Here is a 13,113-nt window from a genome sequence, read left to right as displayed (position 1 = left end):
GATGAAGATATGGGGATAGGATATTTTGCTCATTTTACAAATGTTAACAAGTTGCCAGTCTCTACCGATAGAAATAGATTGATCTTAAGAGATTAGTTTGAGCATCTTACAAAAGAGATAGCCTGTCGCAAATTTTTAACTGCGATCGCCCTGATTTCCTCTTGAATTTACAGAGCGATCGCCAGAATCAAAACTAGCCCCAGTATAATACCGCATTTAGCCGCGTTTATCTGTGATTAACAAAAAACTTAAGCACCAGCAATATCTGCCCGATAAACCCGATTTTTTGAAACAACGAAGGAAGAGGCAAGAGGCAAGAGACAAAAGGCAAGAGAAAAAGTTTTGAGATTGTTTCCTTCCTCGCAACCCTGGGATTGGAAGGGTTAAGCCTTACAAAAATTACTTGCTCAAAACTCAAAACTAATTACCAATTACCAATTACCAATTAGTACCTTGAGAAATATTACTTTAGTTCCCGCAATGCCGCCTCAGCTTTTGTTGCACCATCATTGTTGCCTTGCTGGCGGTAAGTGTCGAGGGCTTGTTTAAAAGCTTCAATCGCTTCGGATTTGCGATCGCGTGCTTTGAGTGCCGTACCCATATTGTAATAAGCTTCGGCCCTGTTTGGATCGAGCTTAATCACTCGCCCAAAAGTGGTAATCGCTCCTAAAAAATCTTGTTTTTTCAGTTGAATTTTCCCGATTCCTGCGTGTGCTTCCACTAAATTCGGTCGCACCGCAATAGCCCGCTGATAAGCTACCAGCGCTCCGTCGAAGTCGTTTTGAGCCTGGAGAAGTTCGCCAATTTCTAGCTGCACTTCTGGATTCCGGGGCTCCAATTTGGCAGCTTCTTCAAAAGCTGCTAGCCCTTCGGAAGTATAGCCGGCACGCAGCAAAGCAGTGCCTAATTTTAACTGGACACCGGCTTGTTTGGGAGCGAGTTCGGCTGCTTGTTGGAGTACGGTGACAGCACTGGCAAAACTTCCCTGCTGGATCAATACTAAACCCATTGAAGAATAAGCTTGCCAATTTTTCGGATCGAGGGCGATCGCCTCTTGGTATGCTTTAAAAGAACCGCTGTAATCTTTTTGCTGAAAGAGTACCACTCCAAGACCGATCCGGGCATTGACATTTTTGCGATCGAGCGCAGCGGCGCGGCGGTAAGCTGTGGCTGCTGCAGGATAGTTTTGCAAATTCGCCATAGCATACCCTAATGCGTATTGGAAGTCAGCATTGTTCGGTTCCAGACCGATCGCTTGTTGGTAAAATTCTACTGAGGCTTGATAGTTGCCCTGACGCGCTTCTAAATAGCCAATACCAGAAAAAATGCGCGGGTTTTCGGTATCTAAACGTGCCGCTTCTTGATAAATGGTGATCGCCTTACTGTAGTCTCCTAGATCTACCAACTCGCGCCCTTGTCGCAGCAGAGCATCTAAATCTGAATTATTTTGAGGGTTGACTTGAACGGATGTTTCTGCTGAGAGCGCTATCTGCGGCGCTGCGATAGCGAATCCTGCTACTAGCAACGTACTGAATACCAAGAGACTTTGTTTGTGCACGGCCATGTGTTTCAAAGAGTATGTGGAATGGAAGAGCGAGTTGCTGTCAGCTTGCCAAGCTGACAACTTATGATTTACCAGGAATTTTTGAGCGGCGAGATGTAGTAAATCTACAGAACAAGACCCACTCAAAATATTCGCGATTGAGGCCAACTGATGATTGTAACAACAACTGATATCATCCAAGGAGCAGAAATTCAATCTTATCTGGGAATTGTAACTGCTGAGGTTGTCTACGGCACCAATGCCCTGCGAGATTTCTTCGCGGGCATTCGCGACATCATCGGCGGACGCACCGGCAGTTACGAGGAAGTGTTTCTCAAAGGACAGCGAGATGCCCTCGCGGAACTGGAAAAACGGGCCCAGCGCCTCGGCGCCAATGCCGTAATCGGGGTGGAAGTTGACACCGGCACGATTAATGTAGACTCCAGCGGGGCTTTACTGCTGATTACTGCCGTTGGGACGGCTGTAAGACTGCGCTAAGCTGTCCTTTCTGTATACGTCCGCGAACTTTTCTAACTGGATAAAATAGTTATCCGTCATCAGTCATCTGTCATCTGTCATTAGTGGCTGGCTGGGGGCGGATGACTTTTTTGTTTCTTTCTTCAGACATAGATACTGGTTATTTCCCCAGGCAGATATAGTTTTTATCAATCTCAGCCACAATCAATGGTTAAGGTGAAAGATTGTTAAAAATTAAAGCAAATCTCAGAGGAAAGAAAAACCTATGTCATACGTAAATAGACCTGTAGATAACGTTGGTACCGAACCCGTGGTCGTAAATTCAGTGATGGAATACCACGATCGAGTACGTTGGGGCCCGATTTTTTCAGGTTTGGTAATTGCGATCGGCACACAACTGGTATTAAGTGCATTGGGCGCTGCGATCGGGTTGAGCAGCATTGCTAATTCAGGAGCTCCGCGCACTATTTCAGGGGACGTGGGTACCGGCGTCGGAATTTGGTCAATTATCAGTTTGTTAATTAGCTTAGCCCTTGGCGGTTGGGTAACTGCTCGCGCTTGCGGCCCTATGAATCGCAACACAGCACTTTTGAACGGAGCAATTTTGTGGGCAACGACCTTAACAATTGGCTCTTGGCTGTTAGCAAATGGCGTGGCCGGCACTTTTGGCGTCATAGCTGCGAATGCGGGAGAAGCAATTAATCAAGCGCAGCAAAGCGGGGTCGATTTGCCGAACCAAGCGCCTAACGTCACTGCTCAGGATACTCGCAATATCGCTGGTAATGCTGCGAAAGCTGGTTGGTCGTTTTTATTCGGCTCACTATTGGGTTTAGTTGCTTCGATGGTAGGAGCATCTGCCGGTGCACGCACTCCCCGGAATTACTCATAAAAGTTTCGTCAGATACGGAAAGTTCATATACATGAAAGCACTTTTGTTAAGGTGCTTTTTTGTTGGTTTTTCCTTCCCACGTTCTAGCAGGAAAGGCATTTCTGGAGGCATAGCCTCCAGGTTTTTAAGTTGAGGAATATTGAGGCATAGCCTCTGGATCTGCGTTACCAGGCAGAGCCTGGGAACGAGGAGAAGGAACGAGAAAAACGACAGAAAAAAGTGTGAAGCCCACCCTATAAATTAAGCGGTGAAGTATTTGGCGGCTGGGTGATAGGTGATAATTGCGGTTGTTGATTGTTCGGGATAAAGTTGTTCGCTTTCATCCATGTAGAGGTTGATACGATCGCACTTTAACAATTCCAGTTGCTTGTACTGATCCGCCATGTTCGGACAAGCGGGATAGCCGAAACTGTACCGCGAACCGCGATATCTTTGTGCCAGCATATCGCGAATATTGTCCGGTTCTTCGCTACCAAAGCCCAATTCGCGCCGAATTCGCGCGTGAGTCCATTCTGCTATTGCTTCCGCTGTCTGTACCGCTAACCCGTGAAAGTAGAGATAGTCGGTATATTGATTGTTAGCAAATAGCTTTTGCGCGTACTCCGTAGCAATTTCTCCCACTGTCGCTACTTGCATCGGAAATACATCGATTTTACCCGATTCTTTGGGCGCGAAGAAGTCGGCAATGCACAGCCGTCGCGCCGATTTTTGGCGGGGAAATGTGAATGTTGCAGCGGGTGTCGATACATCTTGCCCGTTATTCATAATTTCCGGGTCGTACAAATGCAGGGAATTGCCTTCAGCTTGACAGGGAAAATACCCGTAAATTGCTTGCGGATGCAGTAACTTTTCGGTAAGAATTTTGTGTTTCCACTCGGACAATATGGGATAAACTGTTTCAGCCAAGAAAGCATCGTATTCTTCCCGCGATTGGTCCTTTGGCTTGCGGAACTGCCACTGACCGGCAACTAAGGCTTGCAAATCTAAGTGCCAGAAAATCTCCTCAAAGGGGATGTCTTCTCCCTGCAACAGTTTCGTCCCCCAGAAAGGAGGAGTCGGGCGATCGATATCTGCTGCAACTGCTTCGGATCGCTTGGTATCTATCACCACAGGAGTGTCTGGTTTTCCAGCATCTTCTACAGAATTTTCTGGCGCCGCTTTAGCTTCTTTAACCGCCCCATTCTCCTGCCCTATTTCATCTAAAAATCCCGCCAAATCTTCCCAGTTACCAGCAGATTTGGCTGGCATGAGTTTCTCCATAAAGTGCAAGTCAGAAAACGCATCTTTGCCATAAATTACTTTACCTTGGTAAGTATTTTGGCAGTCTTCATGTACAAACTTGGGAGTCAAAGCCGCGCCGCCCAAAATTACCGGAACCGTGATTCCTTTCTGGTTGAATACTTCCAGATTTTCTTTCATGAATGCGGTGGATTTTACCAGCAAGCCACTCATCGCAATACAGTCAGCTTTGTGCTTTTCGTAGGCTTCGATGATATTGTCAACTGACTGTTTAATACCCAAGTTAATCACTCGGTAGCCGTTGTTTGATAGGATAATATCAACTAAGTTTTTGCCGATGTCGTGAACGTCGCCTTTGACAGTAGCGATGATGAATGTTCCTTTGGCGTTGTCGCCGGATTCGGACTTTTCCATGTACGGTTCTAAATAGGCAACTGCCGCTTTCATGGTTTCTGCTGACTGCAATACAAATGGCAGTTGCATTTGTCCAGAACCAAATAATTCTCCGACTACTTTCATCCCGTCTAATAGGAAAGTATTGATAATGTGGAGAGGCGGATAGGTTTCTAATGCTTTGGCGAGTTGGATGTCGAGTCCGATGCGTTCGCCGTCGATGATGTGCTGCTTGAGGCGTTCTTCTACCGGGAGGCTTGCGTCTTCTGTACGATCGCGCTTTGTGGTTTTGCCCGCAAACACCGTTGTCAGGTCGCCCAAGGGGTCGTAAACGCAAATATCGCCGTCAAACTCCCGTTCGTCGTAAATTAGTTTACGGCAGATTTCTTGGTGTTTGGGGTCGATTTTGGCGAGGGGCAAAATCTTATTAGCGCTGACAATTGCCGAGTCCATCCCGGCTTGCATTGCTTCGTGCAAAAACATCGAATTCAAAACTTGCCGCGCCGCCGGATTTAAGCCGAAGGAAATGTTAGAAACTCCTAAAATTACGTGACAACCTGGCAATTCTTGGCGAATGCGGCGGATGGATTCGATGGTAGCTTTGCCGTTTTTTCTGTCTTCTTCAATCCCGGTGGAAATGGGCAAAGCTAGGGTATCAAAAAAGATTTCCTCGGCGGGAATTCCGTAGGCGACGGCGGCGTTATAGGCGCGTTGGGCGATCGCAAATTTTTGGTCGGCTGTTCTGGCCATTCCGTCTTCGTCAATTGTACCAATAACTATGCCCGCGCCGTATTTTTTCGCCAACTCCAAAACTTGATAAAAACGCGGTTCTCCGTCTTCGTAGTTAGTGGAATTCAGCAAGCATTTGCCGCCCGCAACTTTTAAGCCAGCTTCCATCTTTTCCCATTCTGTGGAATCCAGCATTAAAGGGAGAGTTGCATTAGTCACAACGCGGGAAACTAATTCTTTCATGTCTCGCACGCCGTCGCGGCCGACATAATCAACGTTGATATCAAGAATGTGCGCGCCTTCTCGCACTTGTTCCCTGGCCATTGCTACTAAACCATCCCAGTCTTCGGCGTTTAGCAAATCGCGGCATTTTTTGGAACCGCTGGCGTTGAGTCTTTCGCCGACAATTAAGAAGGAATTCTCTTGTTCGTAGGGTTGGGCGCTATAAATTGAAGCGGCGGAAGGTTCCCAAGTAATTTCGCGGATTTTGGGTTTAAGAGTTTTGCCAATTTCTGATAGTTCGCGGATGTGATCGTAGCGGGTGCCGCAGCAGCCACCGATGACTTGCACGCCTAAGTCTTCGACAAAGCGCATCAAGGCCATTTTTAATTCTATTGGCGTGAGTTTGTAGTGCGCGTGGCCGCCGATGTTTTCGGGTAAACCGGCGTTGGGAACGCAGGAAACGACGAAGGGTGAATGTTCGGAAAGGTATTTGACGTGTTCGGCCATGCGATCGGGCCCGGTGGCGCAGTTGAGGCCTAAAATGTCGATCGGGTACGGCTGCAAAATGGCTAGGGCGGCGCTGATGTCGGAACCGACTAACATTGTGCCGGTGGCTTCCATTGTGACTGATACCATTAACGGAATTCGCGCACCTTTTTTCTTAAATACTTCTTCAATGGCATTTAATGCTGATTTAATTTGCAGCACATCTTGACAAGTTTCGACGATAAATAAGTCAACGCCGCCGTCATAAAGTCCTTCTGCTTGTTCGGTAAAAGCGGTGGTGAGTGTGTCGAAATCGATGTGTCCTAATGTGGGCAATTTGGTGCCTGGCCCGATCGATCCTGCGACAAATCTCGGTTTTTCTGGTGTGGAAAATTCGGTGGCGATACCCTTGGCGAGTTCGGCTGCTGTTTTGTTGAGATAATATGCTTTGTCTGCCAAATCGTATTCGGCGAGCACGATGGAAGCAGCGCCGAAGGTGTCTGTTTCGATGACATCGGCCCCTGCTTCGAGGAATCCCCGGTGCACGGTGGCGACGGCTTCCGGCTTGGTGTGGACGAGATATTCGTTGCAGCCTTCGTATTCTTTGCCGCCAAAGTCTTCTGCGGTGAGGTTTTGGACTTGCAGGTTGGTTCCCATTGCGCCGTCGAAGACGATGACGGGGCGTGAGGGGTGGTGGAGGCGATCGAGGAATTTGCTATTCATAAGCGGTCAAAAAAACGCAGGTGCTATATATTTACAATTTTATCTATTGTGCAATATTGTCAACATTTATGTGACTGTTGGCAAATGACTAATTACTGAAGGATTTAATGCTGCTAACAATAGTTCGTAGGCGCAAGCCGGGGCGTAGCCATCGTACCTGTAATTTTACCGATCGCCCTGGATTCTTGTCAAAATTCTGTTGTCGGTGAGGCTGCGGGGGGAAAACGGGCGATCGCAGGTGAGGGATTTTTTCGTTTAAATGTTGAGGAATTGCGGGAAAATGCGATCGCCACAATTAAACGAGTTATATAGCAATCCTAAATGACTCGTAAATTTTTACTCCACCCCAACCCTCTCCGAACCCGCTGGGAGTCCATAATAAATTTACCCATGATGCGAGGATTGATCTATAACTAAAGCATTAAGATTTCTTTCTCATTTTTCTGTTTGAAGACCTTTTAGGCAGTCGCTTAATTTCACTTTCGCCTCCTTGAATGTCTACTTTATTAAGATTTTCTTCTACTTCTTCTATAATTTCTAAATCAACAATTTCAACATCGCCCCCGCTGACTTCTTCCTCTTCCTCAATCTCCTCCGAATTCGGTGGATTTGGGATTAACTGCACCGCTAACCCAGAAGCTTGAACCGACAATTCTTCGATTTTTTCATTAATTTCAGCTTCTCCAATCCGATTCTCAATTTCCGCCACCACTAAATCTTCCTCGGTAGCAGGAAAGTTATCAATTTCTTGACTAATTTCAGTTTCTCTGATTTCCTTGTCTACTAGCTGCATGGATAACTGCTGCTTTTCCCTTGACAATTCATCAACCTTAGTCACAAGCATTCTAATCTGTTCGTTGAGAACGCGAATTTCTCGGTTTTGCTGCTGAATCATTTCTTCGGCATCAGCAAGAGTTCGATTTCTCTCTAATATAACCTCATCTTTAGTTTCTAATTCCAAAGCGCTCATAGCGGCTTTAATTACATTATAAAAATGCGGCTTAGATACATCAACTTGTTTAGCATTATGGCGGCTTTTCCCCAAAAGCCCAATCTTTTGTCCTTGCTTAACAGCCAAAACAAAACCTTGATGATTTTTTATTTTTAATTCTTTGACAAAATCAACTTGAACTAAACTGCAAATATATTTGTGACAGTCAAAATAAAATTCTGCTTTCATCAAAAAGCACCCCTTTCTGCTACAGTCCCGCAGAATTATAGCATGAACAAGGTTAAAACTCGAACAAAATTTATAAAAATAGGGCGGGCGCGGAGGGCTGTACCCTAATTTATAAATGTATGCGATGTCAAGAGTTATTCGGGACTTATGCGAAAAATTGTTTGACGCGCTACTTCTAGCAGTAATGGGCGCATTGCGCTCCTACAAAATTAAGTTGGGCGGGCAGGAATTTAAATATTTTGGCTTAGCAAAATTCGTCAACTGCGACATATTTGATAAATTAATTAATTGCTTTTTTTGCTGACATAAGCGATTTCCCATCCGTGACGATAATAAGCTGTTTCTAAATCAACTATTTTCTGTTTAACTTGAGGCTCTAATTCAAACAAGCTTAGCTGAATTGGCTCATTATTTTTTTTTACTTTGTTAAACTTGCTCAAAAGTTTTTGTTCTAAATGCTGGTGCGATTCTAAATTGCCATCTGACAGAATGTGATTAATTTGTAAATTAAATACTTTAAGTTGGCGACACACTAAAATAGTCCGGTGACAAGTAATCGGGTCTTTTTCCGCACACATTAAACTGATTTTATAATTGGCTGCCCCTTTGAGCACGCGCTGAATTCCTGCTGCAAATAGAGGAGTTGCTGCTATGCGATCGTATAAAGCTTTGCCGCTAGTATCGTAACAGCTTAAATCTTCGGGTCTCGCGCCCAACTCTTTGCCTAAAAAAACATATTGAATGCCGAAAGTTGACAGAGAAGCTTTAATTTCGGATTTATTAAAATGAGGTAAATAACGGCTAAAAGGATGCGATCGCACGTCAGCAACCGCCGTAATTCCGTGTTGTTGCAGCAGCAAAACAAACGCTTCAATACTTAGATTGGAGTGTCCGATCGTAAATAATTCCATTGCTTCGATCTGACTATGCAGTCTTTGGCTTGCGGATGAAAGTTTGTGTAGCCCAGTTTTTGCAATTGGTAGACTTCAAGCTGTAGGTTTCTTTAGCAACTTTTGAATTAAAAGTTGCACAGCCAGCAGCATCAAACCCAAAGATGCAAAAGCAAAAACACCCGCACCCAAAGCCACAATTCCCATAACTAAAGTTCGCACAGCCGCGCCAATATTAATCGCAGTCACATTGTCAGAATGAATGGGGGAATTTGCAAAAGTTTGGACGATCGACAAAGTTAGCGCGTACAAAGCCGCCGCAAACCCGCCCGCGATTAGCGAACCCATCACGCACCGCAAAATCGTCGGCGGCGGCGAAGATGCAGAGGTTGCATCCCCAGCCGGACTCAGAGGTTTAGAAGTAGAATTTGGATTAGTTAAATCAGTCATGGCGATTTTAGATTTTAGATTTTAGATTTTAGATTTTTGGTTAATTTACCAAAACAAAAATCTCTGTTGAATGACATTTTATCAGTTCTTCGATCTCCATACACTCTGCGAAAAGTTAGATTAATCTTGACCCTCGCCTGTTAGACAGGTTTAACGGACGATCGCGATCGCACCCTCTGCGAGTTACACCCTCGAAATCGGCGGTTTCGTCTCGTTTCCCTGCGAAAAAATCTGAATTCCAGTATTGCTAAACGGTGCTACCCAAAAATCCAAATCGGGAGAAGCGATCGCACTTTTAACCCGTTCCATAACTTGCTGAGCCTGCTCTGAAGACTCGGCCAGCGCAAACACCGTCGGCCCGGAACCCGACATCATCGTTCCCAAAACCCCCGCCGACTCAAAAGCCTCCCGCAACTGCAACACCTGCGGGTACACGGGCAAAGCAACTTTTTCTAAATCGTTGTGCAGCAATTGACCAATTTTTGATCGATCTTTTTGGGCGATCGCCCCCACCATCGGGCCCGAATGCAGCCGTTGCCGGCGGCACTCCAAATCTGCCGCTGCACAATAGGAACTACTGAACTGCTGGCGATAAGTTTGATACGCCCATGCCGTAGAAATACTGAGGTTGCGGTACTTCGCCAACACCACAGAAAAGCCACCCAAATCAGGCAGCGGCGACAGTTGATCTCCGCGACCAGTTGCCAAAGCCGTACCTCCAGCAATGCAAAAAGGCACATCCGAACCCAAAGTTCCCCCCAACTCTTGCAACTCCGACTGAGTAAGTCCCAATTGCCACAGCAAATCCATCCCGACTAAAACCGCAGCCGCATTGGCAGAACCGCCTGCAAGCCCCGCCGCCACTGGAATCTGCTTGTGAATGGCAATCTCGACTCCGCCGTATTTCGCCAAAGCATCAGGGAATTGCTTCGCCAACAAATCCGCCGCCCGGTAGGCCAGGTTATTCTTATCAGGAGGGACTTGCGGGTGATCGCAGCGCACGCGAATCGTGTCCGTACCGATCGCGCGCAAGTCAATTCGATCGGCTAAATCTATGCTTTGAAGTACCATCGCCAGTTCGTGATATCCGTCGGGGCGATCGCCTATGATTTCCAGATACAGATTGATTTTTGCTGAAGCTAGCAGAGAATATGAACGCATAGGTGATTAAGCCGCAGGTGAAAGAAACCCCTGGTTGAAATTAATTGACACCAGTCCGAGTCCATTTTCTCACAACTCAAAGGAAATATTATGCAGGAAATGTGGAAAACTTTTTTTAGTTCCGGGTCATTTATTCCTCACGGTCACTGCTATCTCTGGCAGACGCCGTTAGTCTGGCTTCACGTTGCCTCAGATTCTATAATTGCACTGGCGTATTTCTCTATCCCGATTACACTGATTTATTTTATTTCCAAACGCGAAGATTTGCCCTTTGACTGGATCTTTGCCATGTTTGGAGGCTTTATCGTCGCCTGCGGGATCACTCACATATTTGAAGTCTGGACGCTTTGGCATCCTACCTATTGGCTTTCAGGAACAATGAAAGCAATTACTGCCGTTATTTCCTTTGCTACAGCCATACTTTTGGTAGACTTAATCCCTCAAGCCTTAGCACTTCCCAGTCCCGCACAGTTAGAATCCGCCAACCGACTCCTAGAAGCTGAAATTGTTGATCGCCAATTAGCAGAAGCTGCACTAAAAAAAGCCAAAGAAGAATTAGAAACTCGAGTTGAGGAACGCACCGCAGAGTTAAAGTCTCAAACTCAACAGTTAGAATTGACAAACCGACTCCTAGCATCGGAAATTGTCGATCGCCAATTAGCAGAAGCTGCACTAAAAAAAGCTAAAGAAGAATTAGAAATTAGAGTTGAGGAACGCACCGCAGAGTTAAAGTCTCAAACTCAACAGCTCGAACAAGCATTGTCTGAATTGCAGCAGGCTCAATCCAAGCTAATTCAAAGCGAAAAAATGTCATCTTTGGGGCAATTGGTCGCTGGGGTTGCTCATGAAATCAACAATCCGATTAACTTTATTTACGCCAATGTTACTCACGCTCGCGAGTATGCCGATACTTTGCTAGAATTGGTGAATATCTATCAAGAGCAGTATCCGAATCCCCTACCCACACTGAAAGAAAAAATCCAGTCTGTAGATTTAGATTTTATTATCTATGACCTACCAAAAATATTAATTTCTATGAAAAACGGGGCCGAGCGCATTCTCGGTATTGTCAAGTCGCTGCGAATTTTTTCGCGCCATGACGAAGCAGAAATGAAATTAGCCGACGTTCACGAAGGAATTGACAGCACACTGATGATTTTGCAAAGCAGATTGAATGCTAAGCCGGGCTTGGGAAAAATTCAAATCATCAAAGAATATGGCAATTTACCCCAAATAGAGTGCTATCCGGGACAGCTAAATCAAGTGTTTATGAATATCCTGGCTAATGCTATTGATGCTTTAGAAGATGACAGCCACAGCGAGTCGATTGCAGGCAATGAAGCTAATCGCCGCCTCATCAAAATTTCTACCAAACTTTCAGACAGTGAAGTGGTAGAAATCCGAATTAGCAACAACGGGCCAGAAATAACAGAATCGGTGAGGAACCAGTTATTTAATCCATTTTTTACCACTAAACCAGTAGGTAAAGGCACGGGATTAGGATTATCGATTGGCTATCAAATTATCACAATAAGGCATAAAGGCGAATTGCAGTGTATTTCTGCACCGGGGAAAGGTGCAGAATTTATTATTCAAATTCCGATTAGCCTACAATAAGCCTTTAAAAATTTCCATAAAACCTAAATTCAACTATTAGTATTCAGACCAAAAAATACTTAAAAAATACCCCGATATCCGAATTATTTAAGCATTCTGGTATCTAACATAATCCTGAAATTCAAACATCGCACATAATATTATTGCTCAACTCTACCCATTGAGCCACGCTTAAATCTTCAGCACGAGATTGAGGATTTATCTGTAACTCTTCTAACAAGTGAACGAGTTTATCTAAATCCACAGCCCCTTTCAAATTATTTCGCAGCATCTTGCGCTTGCTACCAAATCCCAACTTAACTAAATTCTCCAAATAGCGCGGATTAACCGCCGCAGTTTCTATCTGTCTGGGAAGCAGCCGCACCACAGCAGAATCGACTTTTGGCGGCGGAAAAAAGTCTTTAGACGGCACATCGCAAATTAACTCGCATTCTGCTAAATATTGCACCCGCACCGACAGCGCGCCAAAAGCTGTCGAACCCGGTTTAGCGTAAAGCCTTTGGGCCACTTCTTTCTGCACTAACAGCACGATCGAATCGAAGGGTTTAGCCGCAGGAACAGATATCGTTCCCAGCAGTTTTTGCAGGATCGGGCCGGTAATATTATAGGGAATATTGGCAACAACTTTATTAGGATTTTGGAATTTGGGAAAAGCCGTTAATTCAGCCTCTAAGTCCATTTCCAGGATGTCGCCTTGCAGCAGTAAAAAATTGTCGGTTTTGCCGAGTTGTTTGGCTAGCTTGAGACACAAATCTCGATCAATCTCCACAGCAACAACAGACTCAGCCGCAGGCAGCAAACGCCGAGTCAAAATCCCCGTGCCCGGCCCAATTTCCAGGACGCGATCGCGATCCAAAGAAGCCGCTTTCACAATCTTATCTAAGGCTTTCTCGCTTTTGAGCCAATGTTGAGCAAACTGTTTTCGGGGTCTGGTCGATCGCATTTTTTGAATTGTTGGAGAAATCTTAGCCTGTCATTCTATCACAGCTCTATATCTTTTCCTAACCTACGGTCATGTTGATTTTTGTTAACATGGGTTGAATTAAGCAAAAAACATGGGCACTATAATAAAGATAAACGATAAAAAATAAATTTATTTCTTCCCAATTCCCAA

Annotated in this window: 10 protein-coding genes; 3 read left to right on the top strand and 7 right to left on the bottom strand. The window is 45.3% G+C overall.

Annotated features, from left to right (window positions below; genetic code table 11):
• Nucleotides 1–463 precede the first annotated feature (463 nt).
• Nucleotides 464–1,564 (bottom strand): tetratricopeptide repeat protein, encoded by a 1,101-nt coding sequence (locus QUB37_RS10540; RefSeq protein ID WP_445300019.1) that lies wholly within the window; start codon nt 1,562–1,564, stop codon nt 464–466.
• Between the two features lie 150 nt (nt 1,565–1,714).
• Here QUB37_RS10540 and QUB37_RS10535 point away from each other — a divergent pair, with 150 nt between their 5' ends.
• Both QUB37_RS10535 and QUB37_RS10530 read left to right on the top strand, forming a co-directional pair.
• On the top strand, nt 1,715–2,041 hold the full coding sequence (locus QUB37_RS10535; protein ID WP_172184303.1) for a YbjQ family protein: 327 nt from the start codon (nt 1,715–1,717) through the stop codon (nt 2,039–2,041).
• A gap of 244 nt (nt 2,042–2,285) precedes the next feature.
• The gene (locus tag QUB37_RS10530; protein ID WP_333161641.1) at nt 2,286–2,909 is read left to right on the top strand and encodes a hypothetical protein; all 624 of its coding nucleotides are present in this window, start codon (nt 2,286–2,288) and stop codon (nt 2,907–2,909) included.
• Nucleotides 2,910–3,149: 240 nt separating this feature from the next.
• Here the strand turns inward: QUB37_RS10530 and metH are convergent, their stop codons facing one another.
• The 5 genes from metH to ispE all read right to left on the bottom strand — a co-directional run bounded on the left by metH (nt 3,150) and on the right by ispE (nt 10,382).
• Nucleotides 3,150–6,701 carry a methionine synthase gene (gene metH, locus QUB37_RS10525; protein ID WP_333161639.1) on the bottom strand — a complete coding sequence of 1,184 codons (3,552 nt, stop codon included), beginning with the start codon at nt 6,699–6,701 and terminating at the stop codon, nt 3,150–3,152.
• A gap of 421 nt (nt 6,702–7,122) precedes the next feature.
• Nucleotides 7,123–7,881, bottom strand: coding sequence for a hypothetical protein (locus tag QUB37_RS10520; RefSeq protein ID WP_333161637.1), 759 nt, complete (start codon nt 7,879–7,881; stop codon nt 7,123–7,125).
• A 284-nt stretch (nt 7,882–8,165) separates the two neighbouring features.
• A complete protein-coding gene (locus QUB37_RS10515; RefSeq protein WP_333161635.1) occupies nt 8,166–8,792 on the bottom strand; it encodes a DUF488 domain-containing protein in 627 nt (208 codons plus the stop codon).
• A gap of 75 nt (nt 8,793–8,867) precedes the next feature.
• On the bottom strand, nt 8,868–9,221 hold the full coding sequence (locus QUB37_RS10510; RefSeq protein ID WP_333161633.1) for a DUF3082 domain-containing protein: 354 nt from the start codon (nt 9,219–9,221) through the stop codon (nt 8,868–8,870).
• Between the two features lie 183 nt (nt 9,222–9,404).
• A complete protein-coding gene (gene ispE / locus QUB37_RS10505) occupies nt 9,405–10,382 on the bottom strand; it encodes a 4-(cytidine 5'-diphospho)-2-C-methyl-D-erythritol kinase (protein WP_333161631.1) in 978 nt (325 codons plus the stop codon).
• A gap of 90 nt (nt 10,383–10,472) precedes the next feature.
• Between ispE and QUB37_RS10500 the strand changes: the two genes are divergently transcribed.
• Nucleotides 10,473–11,999: an ATP-binding protein gene (locus QUB37_RS10500; protein WP_333161629.1), complete on the top strand. Its 1,527-nt coding sequence runs from the start codon at nt 10,473–10,475 to the stop codon at nt 11,997–11,999.
• Nucleotides 12,000–12,120: 121 nt separating this feature from the next.
• Here the strand turns inward: QUB37_RS10500 and rsmA are convergent, their stop codons facing one another.
• Nucleotides 12,121–12,942: a 16S rRNA (adenine(1518)-N(6)/adenine(1519)-N(6))-dimethyltransferase RsmA gene (gene rsmA, locus QUB37_RS10495; protein ID WP_333161627.1), complete on the bottom strand. Its 822-nt coding sequence runs from the start codon at nt 12,940–12,942 to the stop codon at nt 12,121–12,123.
• Nucleotides 12,943–13,113 lie beyond the last annotated feature (171 nt).

The organism is Microcoleus sp. AT3-A2 (assembly GCF_036705685.1).
Taxonomy (GTDB): Bacteria; Cyanobacteriota; Cyanobacteriia; order Cyanobacteriales; family Microcoleaceae; genus Microcoleus.
This window is presented reverse-complemented; position numbering and strand designations above follow the sequence as displayed.